This is a genomic window from Streptomyces sp. NPDC025721 (assembly GCF_055558595.1).
In genome coordinates, this window is sequence record NZ_JBVHMF010000007.1 from 142,286 (window position 1) to 163,293 (window position 21,008).

Below are 21,008 nucleotides of genomic sequence, written 5' to 3' on the forward strand. Positions count from 1 at the left end.
CCGACCAATACCGGTCGGCCCGGACGCCGTTCACACGACACGTCCCGTCCCCCTTGGAGCACGCAATGCAGCACACCGTCCACGCGCGCAAGACCCCGCTCCCGGGGGTGGGCATCCGCTACGACGTGTCCACCGACGCCGGTCGGCACCTGTCGGTGGTCGTGCACCACGACGGGCGGCGCACCCTGGCGTTCCACGACCCGGAGGACGACGACGCCTGCAAGGACGCCGTGGTCCTGGAGCCGCACGAAGTGAGCGCGCTCGCCGAACTGCTCCCGCCCGACCCGGTCGCGCACCTGCGCCAGCACTTCGAGATCGACCTGGTCACCGAGCACATCACGGTGAGCAAACGGTCGCCGTACGCGGGCCGCACGCTCGGCGACACGCAGGCCCGTACCCGTACCGGCGCCTCGATCGTCGCCGTGCTCCGCCGCACGGCCGCCGTGCCGTCGCCCACTCCCGACTTCCGCTTCGCGGTCGGCGACATCCTTGTCGTCGTCGGCACCCGCGAAGGTGTGGACGCCGTCGCGGAACTGATCACAGGAGGATAAGAGCCTGTGCACGACACGACCGACATGCTCATCGAGCTCGGGGCGATCATTCTCGCCCTGGGCATCCTCGGCCGCCTCGCGGGACGTGTCGGCTTCTCGCCGATCCCGCTCTATCTGCTCGCGGGGCTGGCCTTCGGCAAAGGCGGGCTCATCCCGCTGCACGCCAGTGAGGACTTCGTGGCCACCGGCGCCGAGATCGGCGTCGTCCTGCTGCTCCTGCTGCTCGGCCTGGAGTACAGCGCTTCGGAACTCGTCACGAATCTGAAAACGCAGTACCCCTCGGGCGCGGTGGACTTCGCGCTCAACGCCGTACCCGGCGCGGTGGCCGCGCTGCTGCTGGGCTGGGGTCCGGTCGCGGCCGTCGCGCTGGCGGGCGTGACGTGGATCTCCTCGTCGGGTGTGATCGCGAAGGTCCTCGGGGACCTCGGCCGTCTCGGCAACCGTGAGACCCCGCTCATTCTGGGTGTGCTGGTCCTCGAAGACCTCTCGATGGCGGTCTATCTGCCGATTCTCAGCGCCCTGCTGGCGGGCGTGAGTCTCGCGGGCGGCACCCTCACTCTGCTGATCTCGCTCGGCACGGTCGGGATCGTCCTGTACGTGGCGCTGCGCCACGGGCGGCTGATCAGCCGCGCCGTCTCCTCCGACAATCCCGAGATGCTGCTGCTGGTCGTGCTCGGCCTGACGCTGCTGGTGGCCGGTGTCGCCCAGCAGCTCCAGGTCTCCGCCGCCGTCGGCGCGTTCCTGGTCGGCATCGCGCTCTCCGGTGAGGTCGCCGAAGGCGCCCGCAATCTCCTGACCCCGCTGCGGGACCTGTTCGCGGCGGTCTTCTTCGTCTTCTTCGGCCTGAGCACCGTCCCGTCCGACATCCCGCCGGTCCTGGTCCCCGCGCTGATCCTGGCCGTCGTCACGACCCTCACCAAGATCGCCACCGGCTGGTACGCGGCGCGCAGGGCCGGAATCCGGCCCGCCGGACGGTGGCGGGCGGGCGGCACGCTGGTCGCGCGCGGCGAGTTCTCCATCGTCATCGCGGGACTCGCGGTCGGTGTCGAGCCCCGGATCGGGCCGCTGGCCACCGCGTATGTGCTGATCCTGGTCGTCCTCGGCCCGCTCACCGCCCGCTGGACCGAGCCCATCGCCCGCAAACTCACCGAGGCCATCGGCCCGTACGCGCGCCGCCGCGCCGCGCTCCCGGCCGCCGCCGCGTCCCCCGGCCCGGCCGAGGAACAGATCGACACGACGGCCACGCGTTCCTGAGCGCCCCGCCCGCTCCGCGACGACGGCTCACTCGTGTCGCTGGGCGCGCACCAGCACCTCCCCGGCGTCCGTCCGGTAGTAAAGCACCGACCGCCCCGCGCGACGGCGCCGGATCAGACCGGCGTCGAAGAGCACCTTCAGATGGCGGCCGACGGAGCCGAGTCCCTGGCCGGTGAGCGCGACCAGTTGGGTGGTGCTCTTGGGGGAGTCCAGGAGGACGAGGACGGCCGCGCGCCCCGGCCCGAGCAGCGCGCGCAGGGCGTCCGGCGCCGAGGGCCGGTCCGGCTCGGCCAGTACGCCCGCGCACGGGTAGATCACGGCGTAGCGGTGCGGCCGGTCCCAGGAGACCCAGCTGCGGCGCGGGGTGACCGGCACGAACAGCAGCCGCGCCCCGGAGATCTCGCGCGGCGGATTGTCGTACGCGTTGATCTGGAGCCGTCCCTCGCCCAGCCAGCGCATCCCCGGCCGCATGTCGTCCAGCGCCGCCGTCCAGCCGCCCTGGCTCAACTGCCGGGTGCGCGCCACGATGTCGGCCTCGAGAACGCGGCGCCGCCGTGGCCAGTACGGCAGGACCGTCTCCGTCCACACCCACCGCATCACATCCGCGGCCCGCCGGGGCACTTCGGCCTCGGGCAGCCAGGCGGGCAGCGGTCCGCCCAGCGATATCGCCAGGTCGGCGCGGGCGACGTCGGCCGGGGTCGTACGGATACGGTCCAGCTCCGCCTCGATCGACGGCTCGCCCTCGGCCCGCGGCGGGGGGATGAGGAAGTCCGCGATCCAGGTCGGCCGGAATCCGGCCCCGACGATCAGCGCGGCGACCGGGTCCTCGGCCAGGCGGCGCCGGTACGCGGACCGGTGGGCGCGCAGCCACGCGCTCTCGCCGGGGTGCGCGGCCGTGCCGCCCGCCAGGTCGAGCAGGCTCGCGACGGTCTCGGCCAGCGGGGAGACGACGAAACGGCCTCCCGCGAGGGTGTCCGCGTTGACCAGCCACCAGCCCATCGTTTCGCCTCCCCGCGAAACTCTAACGCCGGGCCGGCCGGGCCGCGGAGACTCCCCGTCCATGCGCACCTACCGAGAACTCTTCCGCGCCCCGGAGTTCACGCCGCTGTTCGCGACCGGCTCGCTGTCGACGGCCGCGTCCACGGTGAGCGGTCTCGCGCTGGGCACGCTGATCTACACGGCGACCGGCTCGCCGCTGCTGTCCGCCCTGGCGATGTTCGGCCCGGCGCTGGTCCAGGTCGTCGGCGCGACCACACTGCTGTCGGCCGCCGACCGGCTGCCGCCGCGCGCCGCGACGGCCGGGCTCGCCCTGCTCTTCGGCCTGTGCACCGCCGCCCAGGCCGTGCCGGGACTGCCCGTGTGGGCGGCCTTCGCCGTACTCCTCGGCGAGGGGCTGATCGCCTCACTGGGCGGCGGAGTGCGCTACGGGCTGCTCAACGAGATCCTTGAGCGCGACGGCTATCTGCTCGGCAGGTCCGTGCTCAACATGTCGGTCGGCGCCACGCAGATCTGCGGCTTCGCCGTCGGCGGGGTCCTGGTCACCGTGCTGTCCCCGCGCGGCACCCTGCTGGCCGGCGCCGCGCTCTACCTGGCCGCCGCGGCCGTCGCCCGGCTCGGCCTGAGCGGTCGCCCGCCGCGTACCGCGGGACGCCCCTCGGTCGCCGACACCTGGCGCACCAACGGCCTGCTCTGGTCGTCCGTGCCCCGCCGCTACGTCTACCTCGCCCTGTGGGTGCCCAACGGGCTCATCGTCGGCTGCGAATCCCTCTACGTCCCCTACGCGCCCCGGCACGCCGGGCTCCTCTTCGCCAGCGCGGCCCTCGGGATGCTCGCGGGCGACACCGTCACCGGCCGCTTCCTGCCCCGCCGTTGGCGCGAACGCCTCGGCGCGCCGCTGCGGCTGCTGCTCGCCGCCCCCTACCTCGCCTTCGCCCTCCACCCCGCCCTGCCGCTCGCCGTGACCGCCGTCGTCCTCGCCTCCGTCGGCTACTCCGCGAGCCTCCTCCTCCAGGAACGGCTCATGTCCCTCACCCCCGACGCCCTCAGCGGCCACGCCCTCGGCCTCCACTCCTCCGGCACGCTCACCCTCCAGGGCGTCGGCGCCACCCTGGCGGGCGCTGTCGCCCAGCGCACCTCACCCGCCACCGCCATGACCGTGATGGCGACCGCCTCCGTAGCCGTCACCCTCGCCCTGGCCCCCGGCCTGCGCCCGCTCCCCACCGCTGAAGGTCCGGCCCTCGGCGAGACCCCGGCGCGGAGCCCGTCCGCCTGACCGGGCCCCCCGGCGGGAGCGCCGACCGGGAACGGGAGGGGGCTCGCCTAGGGTGGCTGTGAACCGGTGGGAAAGGGGCGGGGCGTGGGTCCGACGAGCGGGGTGGCGCGGGCCGATGTCGTGGTGGTCGGGGGAGGCGGGAGCGGGGGGCCGTTGGCCGCGCGGCTGAGCGAGGACGCGGGGCGGACGGTGGCGCTGATCGAGGCGGGGCCCGCGCCGAGAACCTTCGCGCCGGAGTTGCTGGACGCGCGGCTCGTACCGGGGGCGTGGGCGCGGGGGGCGCCGCTGTGGCTGTATCCGGCGCGTCTGACACCCGAGCGTCCCCACACGATCGGCCGCGGCAGGATCCTGGGCGGCTCGACCACCGTCAACGGCGGGTATTTCGTACGGGCCCGGCGGGACGACTTCGACCGGTGGGCGGCGGCGGGCAACGACGCCTGGTCCTTCGACCGGATGCTGCCGTTCCTGCGCCGGATGGAGGCCGACCTGGACTACGGCGCGTCCGCCGTCCACGGCGCGGACGGCCCGGTCCGGGTGCGGCGGACCGCGCTCGACCACCCCGCCGCCGCGGCGTTCGGCGCGGCGGCCCGCGAGTCGGGGTTCCCGGCCGAGCCGGACAAGAACGACCAGGGCGCGCCCGGCTTCGGCCCGGTGCCGTCGAACGCGGTCGACGGCGTACGCGCCAACACCGCCGTCGGCTACCTCCAGGACGCGCTCGCGCGCCCCAACCTCACCGTCCTCGGCGACCGCACCGTCCGCCGAGTCCTGGTGGAGCACGGCCGCGCGGTCGGCGTGGAGACCGAACGCGACGGCGTACGGGAGACCGTCACGGCGGGTGAAGTCGTGCTGTGCGCGGGCGCTTTCGGGTCACCGCACCTGCTGGCGCTGTCCGGCATCGGCCCGCGCGCGGACCTCGAACGCCTCGGCATCCCCGTGCTGCGGGACGCCCCCGGCGTCGGCGGGTCGTTCAGCGACCACCCGCAGATCGTCGTGGAGTGGACCCCGGTACGCGACGTGCCCGCCGCCGACGGCGGTTGGCTCGGCGGCGCCCTCCACCTGGTGTCGAGCGGCGGCCCCGCGGCGGGCGACCTGGAAATCCTCCAGTCGCTCACGCCGATGACGGCCCTGATCCGCGCCCGCACGTCGCTGCCCGGCGCGCCGCTGCCCTTCCTCGTCTCCGCGCAGGCCCCGCGAGCGCGCGGACGCCTGCGGATCGTCTCCGCCGACCCCGCGGTGCCGCCAACCGTCGACTACGGCTATCTGCGGACGCCCGACGACCGGCGGCGGCTGCGCGAGGCCGTCCGGACGACCGCGGCACTGATCGCCGCACCCGCCTTCCGTACCGTCGTCGCGCCGGACTCGACGGCCGGGCCCGGCCACGAGACGCTGGCAGACGACGGCCTGCTCGACGCGTGGATCCGCGCCCGTATCGGCACCTCGGTGCACGCCTGCGCGAGCGCGCCCATGGGTCCGGCCGACGACCGGCACGCCGTGGTCGACCAGTACGGCAGGGTCCACGGAGTGCGGGGGCTGCGGGTCGCGGACACCTCGATCCTTCCGGCCGCCCCCCTGCGCGGTCCCGCGGCGACCGCCGTCCTGATCGGCGAGGTCGTCGCGGACGCGATCCGCCACGACCGCGCGTGAGCGTCAGCCCGAGGCACCCTTGCCGGACCCCAGGCGCGGGCGCAGCGCCGCTGTCGAGCGGCCCTTGAGCGCGGAGAGCCAGACGCCCGTGCCGTAGGCGAGGTCGTCCAGGCGGCGGGCGACGGCGTAGCGCAGGGGGTCGAGGCCGACCTCGCCCGGACGGTATTCGAGGGCGACGTCGGCGACCGACGCGACGGCGACCGCGCGCCGGATCCGGGGGGAGACCGCGCAGCCGACGGCGGCCAGCGGCCACCAGTGCCGGGTGAGCAGGGCGCCGGTCTGGGACAGGGCGCTGACCGCGCCGTTGGCGGTGAGCCGGGTGGCCAGCCGTACCGGGTGGTCGGCGCCCTTGAGCTTGCGGGCGATCCGTACGGTCGTGATCCCGCAGACGGCGCCCGCCACCGGCAGCGACCAGCGGCGCTGGGCCAGCAGCGCGAGGGACAGCGCGCCCGCCCAAGGGGCGAGGACGGCGGGGGCGATGAGTTCGGGGTGGCGCTCGGCCAGCGGATGCGCGCCCGTGCCGTACGCGGCCTTGCGGAGCATCCAGTCCGTGAACCGCACGCGGTGCTCGTGCTCGGCGCGGACCGACGGCTCGTACCGTACGCGCCAGCCGTCCTCGATCAGCCGCCAGCACAGGTCGACGTCCTCGCCGACCCGCATGGCCGCGTCGAAGCCGTCCGCCATCGCGTCCACCCGCGCCACGCTGCACGCGGTGGAGGCCCAGGAGACGGGGGTCCCCGGGCGGACGGCCGCCGGGTCCCGGCCGAGGTCGAGCGAGGACCTGGCGGCCTCGTACCGGCCGATCCAGCCGGTGGCCGCGGCGGTCGGCAGCCCGGTGATGCGCGGCACGGCCATGCCGACCTTGGGGTCGGTGAAGTGCCGGAGCAGGACGGGGACGGTCTCCGGGGGCAGCACGATGTCGGAGTCCACGAAGACCACATAGGGGGTGCGGACCAGCCGCAGCCCCGCGTTGCGGGCCGCGGCCGGGCCCATGTTCCGCTCCAGCACGACCAGTTGGGCGCCGTGCTTGGCGGCGGTGTCCTCGATGTCGTCGGCGTGCCGCGATCCGTCGTCCACGACGACGACGCGCTGGCCGGGGCCGATGCTGGTGAGCAGCCGGTCGAGTTGCGCCGCCCGCTCGTGGACGGGCACGACGAAGGTGTGGCGCGGGTCGGGATTCTGCGGCAGGTCGTGAACGACCGGGTACGCCATGCCGTTGTCGAGCAGCCGGTCGGCGAGGACGCCGCTCGCCGCGTCCCGGACGCGCACCGTACGGTCGTCGGCCAGCAGCGGGCGGGCGCGGGGGGTCAGCCGGACGAGCCGGGTCGGGAAGCCGCCGAGCAGGGCGCGGCCGCCGTCGATGACGCGGGTGTGGCGGTTGAGCGCCACCACGAAGCCGCCGGGCAGCCGCGCGGTCCCGCCGGGCGCGCCCGTACCGCTCCTGCCGTCCAGCGCACCCGTACCGCCGCCGCCCTCGGGCGCGCTCCCCGCCGGTTCCGCGGTCATTCGGTCACCGTCCCGTCCGCCGGTTCGGCGTCGACCAGTCGGCCGCGGGTGTCCGCGGACCCTTCGGCGATCAGCCGGGTGGCCGTGGTGACCATGTACGTCATCGCCTTCTCTCCTTCTTCGGCGGACGCCCCCGCCGGGTCGCCGAGGACCCCGGACGGCGAGACCGCCAGCACACCGCCCGCGACCAGGTCGGGCATGAGGTCCGCGAGCGGCCGGGTGTCCCCGGCGACGGCCTGCGCGGTCCGCACGTCCCCGGGCGCCAGGTGGAGCATGACCGAGGTCTCCCACCGTCCGGCGTGCGGATCCGCGTCGGGCGCCACGCACGGCACCCACGCGACGTGGTGGCCCTCGGCGCGCAGCAGGACGACCGCCTCGGCGAGCGTGGCGACATTGCCGCCGTGCCCGTTGACGAAGACGATCCGCCCGGCCCACATCGCCAGTGACCGCACGGACTCCACGAGGACCGCCTTCAGGGCCTCGCGGCCGATCGAGACGGTGCCCGCGAAGCCCGCGTGCTCGCCGCTCGAACCGTAGGCCATGGTCGGCGCGACCAGGGTGTGCCACTCGGGCGGGGCCCCGGCCGCCACCCGCTCGGCGACCGCCCGCGCGATGGCGGCGTCGGTGCCCAGCGGCAGATGCGGCCCGTGCTGCTCGGTCGAGCCCAGCGGCACCAGGACCAGAGGCGCGAACGGGACCGTCGGCCAGACGGCGTGCGCCAGGTCGGAAGGGGCCGCGGGTCCCGCCGTGCTCCCGGGGCCCGCGCGGTTCGCGGGTGTCGACGGCATGTCAGCGGATCGGGTCCTTGGAGCGCGGCGCGGCCTCCGCGGCGTCCGCGCGGTCCGCGCGGCCGACGAGCCCGCCGCCGAGTGTCCTGGTGAAGCCGTCGGGGATCACCAGATCGTCGGGGGACAGCTCGTGCACCGAGGAGTGGCCCAGGCCCAGCACCGCGGAGTCCAGGCCGCCGCGCATGATGTCCAGGACGTTCTCCACCCCGGCCTGGCCGTTGGCCGCGAGCCCCCACAGGTAGGCGCGGCCGATCAGCACCGCGCGGGCGCCGAGCGCCAGCGCCTTGGCGACGTCGCCGCCGCGCCGGATGCCGCCGTCGAGCACGACCTCGATCTGGTCGCCCACCGCCTCGGCGATCGACGGCAGCATCCGTATCGTGCCCGGTGTCGTGTCCAGGTTGTTGCCGCCGTGGTTGGACACCGAGATCCCGCTGACCCCGGCGTCGACCGCGCGTTTGGCGTCGTCCACCCGCGTCACGCCCTTGAGCAGGAACGGGCCGCCCCACTCCTCGCGCAGCCACTTCACGTCGTCCCAGGTGGGCGGCGCCGTCTGCATCCACTCGTAGTAGGCGCCGAAGAAGGTGGGCGCCGCGCCGCCCGGCGGGCGGAGGTTGGGCGCGGTGAGGTCGGGGAGCCGACGGGATTTGAGGAACCGCATCAGCCAGGCCGGGTGCGGCGCCACGTTCGGCGCGAACTTCAGCATCGTCTTGAAGTCCAGCTTCTCCGGGATCGAAGGACTGCCCCAGTCGCGCCCGTTGGAGAAGGACCAGTCGAGCGTGGAGATCAGCGCCTTGGCCCCGGCGGCCCTGGCCCGGTCCATCCGCTGCACCATCGACTCGCGGGTGCCGGTCCAGTACATCTGGAAGAAGGTGTTCTCGTTCGCCTCGGCGACCTCCTCGACCGGCTTGCTGGCGAAGGAGCTGAGCCCCATGATCACGCCCCGGTTCGCGGCGGCCCGCGCGACGGCCACCTCGCCGTCCGGGTGCACGGCCTGCACACCGGTCGGCGAGATCACCACGGGCATCGACGTCGGGATCCCCAGCACCGTCGTCGACAGGTCGCGCTCGGCGTGATGGCCCACCACCCGCGGCGCGAAGCCCAGTTCGGCGAACGCCTCGATGTTGTCATCGACGGTCCGGCCGCGCTCCGAGCCCGCGACCAGGGCTCCGTAGACCGAACTCGGTAGTTGCTTCTTTGCCCGGCGCTGCGCCTCGGCAACGGTCTCGAACCAGGGATTCCTGCTCATTGCGTGTTCCTCTTCGTCTCGGAGCCGGTCCTTCGGGGCCGGTCCATGTCCGTGAGCGTCAGGTGCCGCCCGTGCGCCGCTGAGGCGCGGGTCAGCCGCTCCTCACGTGCCCCGGGCGAACGTGCCTCCACGCGCCGTTCATGTGCGGAAGACCTCCCTGAGAGCCGGTGCGATGTCGTGGTGGGTGCGGATGCGGTGAAAGGTGCCGTGCCCGGCCCTGGCCAGTTCCGCGCCCAATTCGACGTCCTTCTCACCGCTCGTGTCGAGCAGCACGTCCAGCCGCGGCAGCCGGGCCGCCGCCGGGCGCGGGTCCGGCCCCGCGTTGTGGACGCAGTCCGACAGCAGCAGCACCCGCGCGCCGCGCCGCGGCACCGACGCCAGCCGGGCGGCGGCGAGTTCCAGCGGGAAGGCCACATTGGTCAGGCCCCTGGCCGGGATGCGCAGCATCGCGTCCAGCAGCTCCATCGGCCTGACCGGGTCGCCCAGTTCGAGCAGCACCGCCGCGTCCGACCAGAAGGCGACGACGGCCAGTGCCTCGGACTCCAGCTCGGCCGCGAGCGCGCCCACGGTCGCCGCCGCGGTACGTACCCGCTCGCCCTTCATCGACCCCGACAGGTCCACCGCGAGCACGACGGAGCGGGGCGCGCGGACCCGCTCGAAGACGAAGACGTCCTCGTCGTCGGGGACCGGCCGCTCCGCCAGCCGCTCCAGCGTCGGATCCAGGTCGATGTCGCTGCCCCGCTGCCGGTACGGGAGGCTGGCCAGCCGCCCCGAAGCGGCCGGCCGTCCGCCGCGCGCCCGCTTCGGCTTCGGCAGGGACAGCCGCGCGGCGATCTCGCGGGCCCGCGCCCGCACCGCGGGGTCCACCGGCTCGGTGTCGTCCGAGCCGCTGAGCAACTCCCCCCGCTCCTCGGTGAAGTCGGCCGCCGAGCGGGTCGGCCGCGGGCGCGCGGGACCGGCGCCGCGCGAGCGGGCGCGCAGCACCGTGCCTCCCGTGCCCGCCACCGCTTCGAACACCTTCGGCTCCTCGTCGAGTGTCTTGGGGATACGGCGCAGCGGTCGCCGCGACCGGTCCGTGGACGCCGGTTCGCGCCGCCGTACGGGCGAGTCGGCCTCCACCGCTCTTCATCCGGGCTCCGCCCGCGCCGGATCCAGCACGAAGCGGTCCTCCCAGATCTCCCGCAGGACGCGTTCCGCGGTGGTCTCCGCAGCGTCGTCCAGCCGGATCCGGCCGGACAGCGAGACCGTCATCGCGTCGTAGAAGCTCTCCGGGTAGCGGTCGTCGTCCGGTCCGCCCAGGCCGCGCATCGTCATCAGGCCGTCGGCGACCAGCGCGCAGTCGATCGCGCCCCGCACGCTGCTGCCCTGACGCAGATCCGGGTGCGCGCGGGTGGCCCGGGTCACCGCGACGGCGTCGGGCACGATCCGGTCCGCGAGCGGACCGGAGAGCGCGGCGCGCAGCCTGACGATGTCCTCCTCCGCGGCGGCGTCCTGGTAGCCGACCACGATCCGGTTGAGCCGGTCGCTGACGCCCGCCGACAGCCGGGTGGTGCCGATGTCGTCACTGGGGTTCATCGAGGCGATGACCCGGAACGACGGCTCGGCGGTGACCAGGCCGACCCTGGGCACCTCGACCGCGCGGTCGGCCATCGCCGACAGCAGGGTGTTGAGGGTGTCCTCGGGGGCGCGGTTGAACTCCTCGATGTAGAGGAACCCGCCGGTGCGCATCGCCTGGACCAGCGGCCCCGCCACGAAGTTGTCGGCGCTGTAGTCCTCCCGCAGCACCCGCGCGGGATTGTGGTGCCCGACCAGCTTGGCCGGGGTCAGATCGGCGTTGCCCTCCACGAACACCAGCGGGATGCCCCACTCCTCGGTGATCGCCTTGAGCATGGTGGTCTTGCTGGTGCCGGGCGGGCCCTCCAGGACGAGATCCCGCCCGGCGCCGACGGTCGCGAGCGCGAGTTCCAGCTCGCGCTCGCGGCCGACGATGCGCGAGGCGATCCGCTCCCCGGCCGCCGCGACGCCGGAGCCGGTCCCGGCGTCCCGTACCGTCCGCAGTGTGGTCATCGTTCGCGCTCCCTACGCTCGACGTGGCTGACAGACCCGCTACTTGGCCGTCTGGCCCGCGTCGATCGGCAGGGTGACGCCGGTGACGTACCGCGCCTCGTCCGAGGCCAGCCACAGCACCGCGTTGGAGATGTCGACCGGCTCGACCCACGGGATCGGCAGCGCGTTCATCGAACCGAAGCGCGGGCCGAGATTCTCCTTGGTCCGCTCGGCCACCGGCAGGTCGGACGCGAACAGCTCGTACGTCGCCGAATTCTGGATCATCGGGGTGTCGACCGACGTGGGGTGCACGCTGTTGACCCGGATGCTGTCCGGGGCCAACTCCAGCGCCAGCGTGCGCATCAGGCCGACGACACCGTGCTTGGCGGCGACGTAGTGCCCGATGTTCTCCATCGCCATCAGTCCGGCCGTCGAGCTGGTCAGCACGATCGAACCGCCGTTGCCACCCGCCTTGATGTGCGGGATCGCCGCCTTCGCGGTGTGCCACACACCGGTGAGATTGACGTCGATCATGTCCTGGAACACCTGCTCGTCCAGCTCCGACATGGTGCCGAAGCTGAAGATGCCCGCGTTCGCCGAGACGATGTCGAGCCGTCCGAGCTGCGCGACCCCGGTGTCCACGGCTGCCTTCAGCGCCTCGAAGTCACGGACGTCCGCCTGTGCGGCGACGATCCGCCGGTCCAGCTTCTCCACCTCGCGTACGGTCTCCGCGAGGTCGTCGGGCGTCGCCATCGGGTACGGCACCGAGTCGATCTGCGACACGACGTCGACGGCGATGATGTCCGCGCCCTCCTGCGCCAGGCGTATCGCGTGGCTGCGGCCCTGACCACGGGCGGCCCCGGTGACGAGTGCGACCTTTCCCTCTACACGCCCCATTGCGTGTTCACCTCTTTCTCTTTCGATGACGCTGTCGTTCTGCGAACCCCCGTGAACCCCCGCTGATCCCGTGAGCCGTGTCGCGTTCTGCCGCGAACCGCCTGGCTCGCGGCTCTACTTGAGGAAGTTGCCGCCGTCGACGGGCAGCGTGACCCCGGTGACGTACCGGCCCTCGTCCGAGGCCAGCCACAGCAGGGCGTTGGAGATGTCCACCGGCTCTACCCACGGGATGGGCAGCGCGATGACGGACCGCGAGACCTCGGCGAAGTCCTCCGCGGTCGGGTGCTCCAGGTCGGGACGGAACAGCTTGTAGGTCATCTCGTTCTGGATCATGGCCGTGTCGACCTGGGTCGGATGGATGCTGTTGACCCGGATGCTGTCCGGGGCCAACTCCAGCGCGAGCGTGCGCATCAGGCCGACGACGCCGTGCTTGGCGGCCACGTAGTGACCCGCGTGCGGATACGCGCGCAGGCCCGCCTCCGAGCTGGTCAGGATGATCGAGCCGCCGCGCCCGCCCGCCTTGAGGTGCGGGATCGCCGCCTTCGCGGTCTTCCACACGCCCGTCAGATTGATGTCGATGACATCGCGCCAGCGCTGGGCGTCCAGTACGTCGAGGGTGTCGGGTATGACGCCGATCCCGGCGTTCGCCGCGACGATGTCGAGCCGTCCGAGCTGCGCCACACCGTCGTCCACGGCGGCCTTCAGCGCCCCGAAGTCACGGACGTCCGCCTTCGTGGCCACGATCCGGCGGTCCAGCTTCTCCACCTGCCGTACGGTCTCGGCCAGGTCCTCGTCGGTGGCGCCCGGGTAACCGGCGCTCGGCACGTCCTCGCAGATGTCCACCGCGATGATGTCCGCGCCCTCCTGCGCCAGCCGCACCGCGTGGCTGCGGCCCTGACCGCGCGCGGCTCCGGTGATGAATGCGACCTTTCCTTCTACACGCCCCATTGCGTGCACCTTTCGTTACGGGTTGATTACTGTGAGTGATGTCCCCGAGGTGTGCGGAATCGATACGGTGGCCGGGCTCCGTGACCGGAGCCGGCGGCCGGGCCGGTGGGGCGGTCCCGGAGTGCTCAGACCGGACGGAAGCCGGCGAGCGGATCCTCCGCGCAGTCGCTGACGGGCGGCCGGTCCAGATCCTCACGACGGGTGAGGGTCAGCGGGACCGGTCCCCGGCGCGGTGCGGGGGAAGTACGGTGTGAGTGGTCGACGGACGACTTCGGGACGGGTGTGTGCTGCGTACGGTTCGCGAGCAGTTCCTCGCCGTAGCCCTGCACGCACTCCGGGTCCGGCCCGTCCAGCGGCAGGCCGGTGAAGAACTTGGCCGCCATGCACCCGCCCTTGCAGGTGTCGAAGAACTGGCAGGAGGCGCAGGCGCCGCCCGACTGGGGCTCGCGCAGGCCGCGGAACAGCTCGGACTCGCGCCATACGCCGGTGAAGCCGCCGGGTTGCCGGATGTTCCCGGCCAGGAACTCCTCGTGGATCGCGAACGGGCAGGCGTAGACGTCCCCGACCGGGTCGATCAGGCACACCACGCGTCCGGCGCCGCACAGATTCAGGCCGGGCAGCGCCTGCCCGTAGGCGGACAGGTGGAAGAAGGAGTCACCGGTCAGCACGCTGTCGCCGTGCGCCACCAGCCAGTCGTACAGCTCGCGCTGCTGGTCACGCGTCGGGTGCAGCTCGTCCCAGACGTCGGCGCCGCGCCCGGACGGGCGCAGCCGGGTCAGCCGGAGCTGGGCCCCGTACCGGTCGGCGATGGCCTTGAACTCGTCCATCTGGGGGATGTTGTGCCGGGTGCACACCACGGACAGCTTGAAGTTCTTCATCCCGGCGGCGGACAGATTCGCCATGGCGCGCAGCGCGGTGTCGTACGAACCGGGGCCGCGGACGGCGTCGTTGACCTCGGCGGTCGCGCCGTCGAGGGAGATCTGCACGTCGACGTAGGAGTTCTCGGCCAGCCGGGCCGCGACCTCCGGGGTGATCCGGACGCCGTTGGTGGAGAACTTCACGCCCACGTGGTGGGCGGTGGCGTAGTCGACCAACTCCCAGAAGTCGGGGCGGACCGTGGGCTCGCCGCCGCCGATGTTGACGTAGAAGACCTGCATGCGTTCCAGCTCGTCGATCACCGCCTCGGCCTCGGCCGTGGTGAGTTCGCGCGGATCGCGGCGGCCGGAGCTGGACAGGCAGTGCGTGCAGGACAGATTGCAGGCGTAGGTCAGTTCCCAGGTCAGGCAGATGGGCGCGTCGAGTCCGTACTCGAACAGGTCCACCAGCCGTTCGGCGCCGGGAGCGCGGGCGGGGGCATCCGTGGTCGTCGTGGTCATGGGGCTCACGGGGTCCTTTCCACCACCATCGACGACCTGGCGAGGGTCGCGAGGGCGCGGCCGTACCGCGGCACGTCGGCTTCGGTGACCCCGGCCGCCGAGCAGGCGGCCCGTGCCGTGGGGAAGTCCTTGAGGGACTGGACGACCGACAGCAGTCGCCGGTCCTTGAGGAACGAGAGTTTGCGCGTTCCGAAGTGGTACAGCAGGGCGCCGAACGGTTCCGGCCGGACCGAGACCTGCGGGTGCAGATCCCAGGGGCGGTCGAGATCCATGCCGGGCGCCGGGTCCGGGGTGTTCACCGGACGGTCCGTGCCGCTCATGGCGGGGCGGCTCAGTAGACGCCGCACATGCCGTCGATCGAGACCTCTTCGACCAGGTCGTCGGCCTCGATCACGGAATCCGCGGTGACATCCTCGTCGGCGGCACGCGGCTCGCCGGGCTCCTTGAGCTGAAGCTCTTCCATACCATGGCTCCTCAGTCGGGCGATGGTCGCAGGCGGGGTTGTTGTCGTCCGCCGTGCCTTCAATAATGTTCAGACTAATGGCACCCGGTGCCAAATGGAAGAAGGAAAATCCGTGAGGTCCCCAGCCGACGCTCCGAAACCGCCGTCGACCAGCACTCGCATGGGGCGTCAGCCCTCCACGACGGTGGACGAGCTGAGCCATGTGGCGCTGGAGCTGTTCGCCGAGCGCGGCTTCGCCGAGACGACGGTGGACGACATCGCCGCCGCCTGCGGCATCGGCCGCCGGACGTTCTTCCGCTACTTCCCGTCCAAGAACGACGTGCCCTGGGGCGACTTCGACGCCCTGGTGGAACGGATGCGCCGCTACCTCCAGCGCACCCCGCCGGACATGGCGCTGGCCGAGGCGCTGCGCGGCGCCATCGTGGAGTTCAACCGCTTCCCGGCCAGCGTCGTCCAGGACCACCGGCTGCGGATGTCCCTGCTGCTGAACGTGCCGACGCTGGTCGCGCACTCCACGCTGCGGTACGCCACCTGGCGGCAGGCCATCGCCGAGTACGCCGCCCGCAGGCTCGGGGTGGACGAGGACGACATGCGGCCGCAGGTGATCGCCTGGGCGGCGCTGGCCGCCTCGCTGTCGGCCTACGAGCAGTGGCTCAAGGACGAGGACGCGGATCTGCCGGCCCTGCTGGGCTCGGCCTTCGACATCCTCGGCGAGACCTTCTCCGGCGAAGGGCGCTGAGCCGCGCTGCGGGCAAGGGTGTTGTGCCGGGCTCGGGTCCAGGGGGTCGAGCCCGGCTCCCGGCGAAGGGCGCTGAGTCGGGCCTCGATCGCGGGTGTTGAGCATGCCCTCGGCCAACCGCGGTGCGCCTGGCCGTCGTTGGCGTGAGCGCACCGCAAGGTCGGGCGTCCGCGACGGGTACCTCAGGCGCCGACGTACGCCGCGAGGTGTTCCCCGGTGAGGGTCGAGGCGTCCGCGACCAGGTCGGCGGGGGTGCCCTCGAAGACGACCCGGCCGCCGTGGTGACCCGCGCCGGGGCCCAGGTCGATGATCCAGTCGGCGTGCGCCATCACCGCCTGATGGTGCTCGATGACGACGACGGACTTGCCGGAGTCGACCAACCGGTCCAGCAGGCCCAGCAGTTGCTCCACATCGGCGAGGTGCAGGCCGGTGGTCGGCTCGTCCAGCACATACACACCGCCCTTGTCCGACATGTGCGTGGCCAGCTTCAGCCGCTGCCGCTCGCCACCGGACAGAGTGGTGAGCGGCTGGCCGATGCCCAGATAGCCCAGGCCCACATCGGCCAGGCGCCGCAGGACGGCGTGCGCCGCGGGGGTGTGCGCCTCGCCGCCGCCGAAGAACTCCTCGGCCTCGGCCACCGACATCGCCAGCACCTCGCTGATGTCGCGCCCGCCGAAGCGGTAGTCGAGCACCGACGCCTCGAACCGCTTCCCCTCGCACTCCTCGCACGTGGTCGCGACCCCGGCCATCATCCCCAGGTCGGTGTAGACGACGCCCGCCCCGTTGCACGTCGGGCACGCGCCCTCGGAGTTGGCGCTGAACAGCGCGGGCTTCACCCCGTTGGCCTTCGCGAACGCCTTGCGGATCGGGTCGAGCAGCCCGGTGTACGTCGCCGGGTTGGAGCGCCGCGAGCCGCGGATCGCGCCCTGGTCGATCGACACCACCGCCGTGCTGTCGGCGCCCTTGACCTGCGCGCCCTTGACCAGTGAGCCGTGGATGAGCGAGCTCTTGCCGGAGCCCGCGACACCGGTCACGACGACCAGCACGCCGAGGGGGACATCGACGTCGACACCGCGCAGATTGTTCGTGGTCGCGCCGCGGATCTCCAGCGCGCCGGCCGGTTCGCGGACCGTCTTCTTGAGTGAGGACCGGTCGTCGAAGTGCCGCCCGGTGAGGGTGCCACTGGTCCGCAGCCCGTCGAGGCCGCCCTCGAAGCAGACCGCGCCGCCCGCCGTACCGGCGCCGGGCCCCAGGTCGACCACATGGTCGGCGATGGCGATCGTCTCCGGCTTGTGCTCCACGACGAGCACCGTGTTGCCCTTGTCCCGCAGCCGCAGCAGCAGGTCGTTCATCCGCTGGATGTCGTGCGGGTGCAGACCGGCGGTCGGCTCGTCGAAGACGTACGTGATGTCGGTGAGCGCCGACCCGAGGTGCCGGATCATCTTCACGCGCTGCGCCTCGCCGCCGGACAGCGTGCCCGCGGGCCGGTCGAGCGCGAGATAGCCGAGGCCGATCTCCACGAACGAGTCGAGGGTCCGGAGCAGCGCGGTCAGCAGCGGGGCGACCGAGGGCTCCTTCAGCTCGCGGACCCACTCGGCCAGGTCACTGATCTGCATCGCGCAGGCGTCGGCGATGCTGATCCGCTTGATCTTCGAGGACCTGGCGCCCTCGCTGAGCCGGGTGCCGTCGCACTCGGGGCAGGTGGCGAAGGCGACCGCCCGCTCCACGAACGCCCGGATGTGCGGCTGCATCGCCTCCTTGTCCTTGGAGAGCATCGACTTCTGGATCCGGGGGATCAGCCCCTCGTACGTCATGTTGATGCCCGCGATCTTCATCCGCGTCGGCTCGCGGTGCAGGAAGTCGTGCAGCTCCCTCTTGGTGTACTTGCGGATCGGCTTGTCCGGGTCGACGAAGCCGGACTCCTTGTACAGCCGCATGTTCCAGCCGTCCGAGCCGTAGCCGGGGATGGTGATCGCGCCTTCGGAGAGCGACTTCGTGTCGTCGTAGAGCTGTGCGAGGTCGATGTCGGAGACCGTGCCCCGGCCCTCGCAGCGCGTGCACATGCCGCCGGTCCGGTGGAAGGTCGCCTTCACCGCCGTCTTCGAGCCGCGCTCCACGGTGATCGCGCCGCTCGCGCTGACCGAGGGGACGTTGAACGCGTACGCGCCGGGCGGGCCGATGTGGGGCTTGCCGAGGCGGCTGAAGAGGATCCGCAGCATCGCGTTCGCGTCGGTGGCGGTGCCGACCGTAGACCGCGGGTCGGCGCCCATCCGCTGCTGGTCGACGGTGATCACCGTCGTCAGCCCGTCCAGCACGTCGACGTCGGGGCGTGCCGTGGTCGGCATGAAGCCCTGCACGAACGCGCTGTAGGTCTCATTGATCAGCCGCTGCGACTCGGCGGCGATTGTGCTGAACACCAGCGAGCTCTTGCCGGAACCGGAGACCCCCGTGAACACCGTCAGACGGCGCTTGGGGATCTCGATGCTGACGTCTTTCAGATTGTTCACCCGCGCGCCGTGCACACGGATCAGGTCGTGGCTGTCGGCCGGACGCACCGCGGACGCCCGGCCCGTCCTGGCGCTTTCGGCGGCCTCGTCCGCGCCGACGGGTGCGGCGGTCCTGGCAGGCTTGGCGGTTTTGGCGGTCCTGGCGGTCTTGGTGGTTGCCGCGGCTGTCGGCCTGGCCGTCTTCTTCGCCGTGCTCATCGTTTCTCCATGACGTCAGGTCGACCGGCGGGCGTCGTCACCCGGCGCGTGGCCGGACTCGCGCGGGTCGGCGGTCATCGGTCCTGGAGGATACCGAGGACATTGCCGTCGGGGTCGGTGACGGTGGCCACCAGCCGGCCGCCGCCCACGTCCGACGCCGCGTCCTTCACGGTGGCGCCCGCGGCGGTCAGCTCGGCCAGCTTCGCCTCGATGTCCGACACCTCCCAGTACACCACCGGGGACGTCAGACCCTGCGGGCCGCCGCCCGGCACCAGCCCGATGTGCTGGTCCCCGGTCTCGAAGCCCACGTAGTACGACTCGTCGGTCTGCGGCTCGATGCCGAGCAGCGCCGCGTACACCGCCTTCGCCTTCGGCAGGTCGGACACGGGGTGCAGCACGGTCTTGATGCCCTGGGTGGTGGTGCCGGTCATGATCGCTCCTGTGGTCGCGGGCCGCATGGACCCGGTGTTTCCGTGCCGAGTTCCCCAGACGTTCTGGGGCTCGGCGTCCATGCGATTCACGCTACGGGCGGGCGCCGGGATTCGCTTCTCCATTCCTGACCGGTCCCGCGCCGCCCTCGCGACCGGCCCCTTCCCGCCGGTGCCCTCGGCCCGGTGGTCGGTGCCCGGTGGCCGGGGTCCCGCGCCCGGTGTGCTCAGGCGCGGGCGGTGGGGGACATCTCCCAGGGCGCCTGCGGCAGCACCTCACCGGTTTCGAGCAGCGACTTGAGGTTGGCCAGCACGGCGGGCCAGCCCCGCGAGATGCCGTTGAACATGTCCGTATTGGCCAGCTTCTCGTGGGTCACGGTCAGCCGCACGATGTCCTGGTGCGGCTCGATGAGGAAGGTGACCTCCGACGGCTCGCGCGGCGGCTCCTTGCCGACGGAGTCCTCGAAGGTGAGGACCAGGCGCGTGGGCGGCTCCGCCTCCCGCACCTGGCCGACGGCGTCCACGGCGCCCGAGCCGTCGGCGCGGCGGTGCTCCCAGGCCGAGCCCGGCCGCCAGTCCGAGACGTTGGCGTGTCCCCAGTACCGCGCGGTCAGATCGGCGTCGGTGAGGGCACGCCACACCTGCTCGGGCGTCGCCCGGATGTAGGTGACGTAGACATAGGTCGGTACGGATACGGATTCGTCGGTCATGGCGTACTCCTCTGCCAGGTTCTTGATGGCGCTCAGGGCCCGCAGCCGGGGCTTGTCGAACCCCGAGATCCAGCGTTCCTCGATGTCGTGGATGGGCGCCGGATTCAGGTAATGCAGCCGCTCCCGCCCACGGCGCACCACGGTCACGAGATTGGCCTGCCCGAGCAGGTCGAGATGCTGCGTCACCGACTGGCGGGCCATGCCGAGACGCTCGCACAGCTCACGCAGCGTCTGACCGTTCTGTTCCCGCAGCCGGTCCAGCAGGAGTCGCCTGGTCGGGTCGGCCAGTGCTTTGAAGACCGGGTCCATCTCGCTCGGTTCTGGGCTCACCTCTCCATTATGCAGGTATCTGCCTGCCTATTGTCAACGACGCAGGTCAGGGGCGAGGTCAGTGGCGAGGGCAGTGGCGCGGGCCAGCGACGTGGGCCCGATGGCTCAGCTCGGGGACTCGGCCCGGCGGCACCGTCCACGGGCGCCGGGCACCACGCTGTTGGGGCAGGGACGAGGGCGCGTCCCCGGTCAGTCGTCGGATTCGTCGGCGACCGACGAGACGCTCAGCAGCTCCTCGAACTCGGACAGGCCCGCGACCAGGTGTTCGGGGCTGCCGGTGCCCTCGACGTCGACCGCGACCAGGGCGGTGCCGCCCTCGGTGGGGTGCCAGTTCTCGTCGTCGGGGTGCTGGGCGGCGCGGTCGACGCGGACCTGGACGACGCGGAAGCCCTGGGTGGCGGTGTATTCGAGGACGCGGGTGAGGACGCCGGTGCCGATCCGGTACGCGAGGTGGATGCGGGTGCGCTCGGGGGTGGCGAGGACCGGGACCCGGCGGGTGAGCCACGGGTAGCCCTGGACGACCAGGAAGTGCGCGAGGGTGACTCCTATGGCCAGCAGCGGGAGACCGCCGCCGCAGGCCATGCCGACCGCGCAGGTGAGCCAGACCGTCGCCGCGGTGGTGAGGCCGCGGACCGCGTCGCGCCGTACGAAGATCAGGCCGCCGCCGATGAAGCCGATGCCCGAGACGATCTGGGCGGCCACCCGCGACGGGTCGAAGGAGACGGCCTGCATGCCCAGCACGGCGTTGAACCCGTGCTGGGACACCTCCATGAACAGTGCGCTGCCGACACCGACGAGGGTGTGGGTGCGCAGTCCCGCGCTCTTCTGCTGCGTGGCGCGCTCGGCGCCGATCAGGGTGGACAGCAGCAGGGCGAGGCCCAACTCGGCGAACTGCCTGGCCCCTTGGCCCGCACCGGGATCGAAAAGCGGCAGAGCGAACGAAATATGCTGCATGAGGAGATCCTGCCACTGGCCACGGCGGCGGCGCGGAACCGGCTCTCCCACGCCCGGTTGGGCGGATCAGCGCATCAACCGATCAGCGCGTAACGGGACGGGCGGCCTGTGGAGCCCGCGCCGCGAGCGACTGCCCAGCTCTGGACGGCGG

Annotated in this window: 20 protein-coding genes; 5 read left to right on the top strand and 15 right to left on the bottom strand. The window is 72.5% G+C overall.

Annotation, left to right across the window (positions count from 1 at the left end):
• Positions 1-65 precede the first annotated feature (65 nt).
• Entirely contained in the window at positions 66-551 is a 486-nt protein-coding gene (locus tag ACZ4EF_RS13085; protein WP_188281150.1) for a cation:proton antiporter regulatory subunit, read from the top strand.
• 6 nt (positions 552-557) lie between these two features.
• Positions 558-1,805 carry a cation:proton antiporter gene (locus tag ACZ4EF_RS13090; RefSeq protein WP_467504313.1) on the top strand — a complete coding sequence of 416 codons (1,248 nt, stop codon included), beginning with the start codon at positions 558-560 and terminating at the stop codon, positions 1,803-1,805.
• Between the two features lie 27 nt (positions 1,806-1,832).
• On the opposite strand, the gene ACZ4EF_RS13095 is transcribed toward ACZ4EF_RS13090, so the two are convergent.
• Complete coding sequence (locus tag ACZ4EF_RS13095) at positions 1,833-2,804, bottom strand: ArsR/SmtB family transcription factor (protein ID WP_391045001.1); 972 nt, start codon at positions 2,802-2,804, stop codon at positions 1,833-1,835.
• Positions 2,805-2,865: 61 nt separating this feature from the next.
• Between ACZ4EF_RS13095 and ACZ4EF_RS13100 the strand changes: the two genes are divergently transcribed.
• Positions 2,866-4,077 carry an MFS transporter gene (locus ACZ4EF_RS13100; protein ID WP_402711910.1) on the top strand — a complete coding sequence of 404 codons (1,212 nt, stop codon included), beginning with the start codon at positions 2,866-2,868 and terminating at the stop codon, positions 4,075-4,077.
• 84 nt (positions 4,078-4,161) lie between these two features.
• Positions 4,162-5,721 carry a mycofactocin dehydrogenase MftG gene (gene mftG / locus ACZ4EF_RS13105; protein WP_467504315.1) on the top strand — a complete coding sequence of 520 codons (1,560 nt, stop codon included), beginning with the start codon at positions 4,162-4,164 and terminating at the stop codon, positions 5,719-5,721.
• A gap of 3 nt (positions 5,722-5,724) precedes the next feature.
• Here mftG and mftF read toward each other — a convergent pair whose 3' ends face one another.
• From mftF to mftA, 10 genes are all read right to left on the bottom strand, one after another.
• The gene (gene mftF, locus ACZ4EF_RS13110; protein ID WP_467504317.1) at positions 5,725-7,227 is read right to left on the bottom strand and encodes a mycofactocin biosynthesis glycosyltransferase MftF; all 1,503 of its coding nucleotides are present in this window, start codon (positions 7,225-7,227) and stop codon (positions 5,725-5,727) included.
• Positions 7,224-8,015, bottom strand: a complete 792-nt coding sequence (gene mftE / locus ACZ4EF_RS13115; protein WP_355340973.1) for a mycofactocin biosynthesis peptidyl-dipeptidase MftE — start codon at positions 8,013-8,015, stop codon at positions 7,224-7,226. The genes mftF and mftE overlap by 4 nt, the downstream gene beginning before the upstream one ends.
• A 1-nt stretch (position 8,016) precedes the next feature.
• The gene (gene mftD / locus ACZ4EF_RS13120) at positions 8,017-9,261 is read right to left on the bottom strand and encodes a pre-mycofactocin synthase MftD (RefSeq protein WP_467504319.1); all 1,245 of its coding nucleotides are present in this window, start codon (positions 9,259-9,261) and stop codon (positions 8,017-8,019) included.
• Between the two features lie 138 nt (positions 9,262-9,399).
• The gene (locus tag ACZ4EF_RS13125; RefSeq protein WP_402711907.1) at positions 9,400-10,380 is read right to left on the bottom strand and encodes a vWA domain-containing protein; all 981 of its coding nucleotides are present in this window, start codon (positions 10,378-10,380) and stop codon (positions 9,400-9,402) included.
• A 6-nt stretch (positions 10,381-10,386) separates the two neighbouring features.
• Complete coding sequence (locus ACZ4EF_RS13130) at positions 10,387-11,328, bottom strand: AAA family ATPase (protein WP_467348651.1); 942 nt, start codon at positions 11,326-11,328, stop codon at positions 10,387-10,389.
• 39 nt (positions 11,329-11,367) lie between these two features.
• Positions 11,368-12,204 carry a mycofactocin-coupled SDR family oxidoreductase gene (locus tag ACZ4EF_RS13135; protein ID WP_401312733.1) on the bottom strand — a complete coding sequence of 279 codons (837 nt, stop codon included), beginning with the start codon at positions 12,202-12,204 and terminating at the stop codon, positions 11,368-11,370.
• 114 nt (positions 12,205-12,318) lie between these two features.
• Complete coding sequence (locus ACZ4EF_RS13140; RefSeq protein WP_355340958.1) at positions 12,319-13,152, bottom strand: mycofactocin-coupled SDR family oxidoreductase; 834 nt, start codon at positions 13,150-13,152, stop codon at positions 12,319-12,321.
• 125 nt (positions 13,153-13,277) lie between these two features.
• Complete coding sequence (mftC, locus tag ACZ4EF_RS13145) at positions 13,278-14,528, bottom strand: mycofactocin radical SAM maturase (protein ID WP_467504323.1); 1,251 nt, start codon at positions 14,526-14,528, stop codon at positions 13,278-13,280.
• A gap of 5 nt (positions 14,529-14,533) precedes the next feature.
• Positions 14,534-14,848, bottom strand: coding sequence for a mycofactocin biosynthesis chaperone MftB (gene mftB, locus ACZ4EF_RS13150; RefSeq protein WP_467504325.1), 315 nt, complete (start codon positions 14,846-14,848; stop codon positions 14,534-14,536).
• A gap of 11 nt (positions 14,849-14,859) precedes the next feature.
• The gene (gene mftA, locus ACZ4EF_RS13155; protein WP_188281158.1) at positions 14,860-14,991 is read right to left on the bottom strand and encodes a mycofactocin precursor MftA; all 132 of its coding nucleotides are present in this window, start codon (positions 14,989-14,991) and stop codon (positions 14,860-14,862) included.
• A gap of 160 nt (positions 14,992-15,151) precedes the next feature.
• On the opposite strand from mftA, the gene mftR reads away from it, so the two are divergent.
• Complete coding sequence (gene mftR / locus ACZ4EF_RS13160) at positions 15,152-15,730, top strand: mycofactocin system transcriptional regulator (RefSeq protein ID WP_355340949.1); 579 nt, start codon at positions 15,152-15,154, stop codon at positions 15,728-15,730.
• Between the two features lie 182 nt (positions 15,731-15,912).
• Here the strand turns inward: mftR and ACZ4EF_RS13165 are convergent, their stop codons facing one another.
• From ACZ4EF_RS13165 to ACZ4EF_RS13180, 4 genes are all read right to left on the bottom strand, one after another.
• Entirely contained in the window at positions 15,913-18,435 is a 2,523-nt protein-coding gene (locus ACZ4EF_RS13165; protein ID WP_467504327.1) for an ATP-binding cassette domain-containing protein, read from the bottom strand.
• 74 nt (positions 18,436-18,509) lie between these two features.
• Positions 18,510-18,866: a VOC family protein gene (locus tag ACZ4EF_RS13170; RefSeq protein ID WP_355340944.1), complete on the bottom strand. Its 357-nt coding sequence runs from the start codon at positions 18,864-18,866 to the stop codon at positions 18,510-18,512.
• A gap of 224 nt (positions 18,867-19,090) precedes the next feature.
• Complete coding sequence (locus ACZ4EF_RS13175) at positions 19,091-19,882, bottom strand: ArsR/SmtB family transcription factor (protein WP_467504452.1); 792 nt, start codon at positions 19,880-19,882, stop codon at positions 19,091-19,093.
• A gap of 210 nt (positions 19,883-20,092) precedes the next feature.
• On the bottom strand, positions 20,093-20,857 hold the full coding sequence (locus tag ACZ4EF_RS13180) for an MgtC/SapB family protein (RefSeq protein WP_355340942.1): 765 nt from the start codon (positions 20,855-20,857) through the stop codon (positions 20,093-20,095).
• Positions 20,858-21,008 lie beyond the last annotated feature (151 nt).

Coding starts and splice junctions, on each gene's coding strand:
- ACZ4EF_RS13085 (WP_188281150.1), top strand. CDS start 66: ATGCAGCACACCGTCCACGCGCGCAAGACCCCGCTCCCGGGGGTGGGC.
- ACZ4EF_RS13095 (WP_391045001.1), bottom strand. CDS start 2,804: ATGGGCTGGTGGCTGGTCAACGCGGACACCCTCGCGGGAGGCCGTTTC.
- ACZ4EF_RS13100 (WP_402711910.1), top strand. CDS start 2,866: ATGCGCACCTACCGAGAACTCTTCCGCGCCCCGGAGTTCACGCCGCTG.
- mftF (WP_467504317.1), bottom strand. CDS start 7,227: ATGACCGCGGAACCGGCGGGGAGCGCGCCCGAGGGCGGCGGCGGTACG.
- mftE (WP_355340973.1), bottom strand. CDS start 8,015: ATGCCGTCGACACCCGCGAACCGCGCGGGCCCCGGGAGCACGGCGGGA.
- mftD (WP_467504319.1), bottom strand. CDS start 9,261: ATGAGCAGGAATCCCTGGTTCGAGACCGTTGCCGAGGCGCAGCGCCGG.
- ACZ4EF_RS13130 (WP_467348651.1), bottom strand. CDS start 11,328: ATGACCACACTGCGGACGGTACGGGACGCCGGGACCGGCTCCGGCGTC.
- ACZ4EF_RS13135 (WP_401312733.1), bottom strand. CDS start 12,204: ATGGGGCGTGTAGAGGGAAAGGTCGCACTCGTCACCGGGGCCGCCCGT.
- ACZ4EF_RS13140 (WP_355340958.1), bottom strand. CDS start 13,152: ATGGGGCGTGTAGAAGGAAAGGTCGCATTCATCACCGGAGCCGCGCGC.
- mftC (WP_467504323.1), bottom strand. CDS start 14,528: ATGACCACGACGACCACGGATGCCCCCGCCCGCGCTCCCGGCGCCGAA.
- mftB (WP_467504325.1), bottom strand. CDS start 14,848: ATGAGCGGCACGGACCGTCCGGTGAACACCCCGGACCCGGCGCCCGGC.
- mftA (WP_188281158.1), bottom strand. CDS start 14,991: ATGGAAGAGCTTCAGCTCAAGGAGCCCGGCGAGCCGCGTGCCGCCGAC.
- mftR (WP_355340949.1), top strand. CDS start 15,152: ATGGGGCGTCAGCCCTCCACGACGGTGGACGAGCTGAGCCATGTGGCG.
- ACZ4EF_RS13165 (WP_467504327.1), bottom strand. CDS start 18,435: ATGAGCACGGCGAAGAAGACGGCCAGGCCGACAGCCGCGGCAACCACC.
- ACZ4EF_RS13170 (WP_355340944.1), bottom strand. CDS start 18,866: ATGACCGGCACCACCACCCAGGGCATCAAGACCGTGCTGCACCCCGTG.
- ACZ4EF_RS13175 (WP_467504452.1), bottom strand. CDS start 19,882: ATGGACCCGGTCTTCAAAGCACTGGCCGACCCGACCAGGCGACTCCTG.
- ACZ4EF_RS13180 (WP_355340942.1), bottom strand. CDS start 20,857: ATGCAGCATATTTCGTTCGCTCTGCCGCTTTTCGATCCCGGTGCGGGC.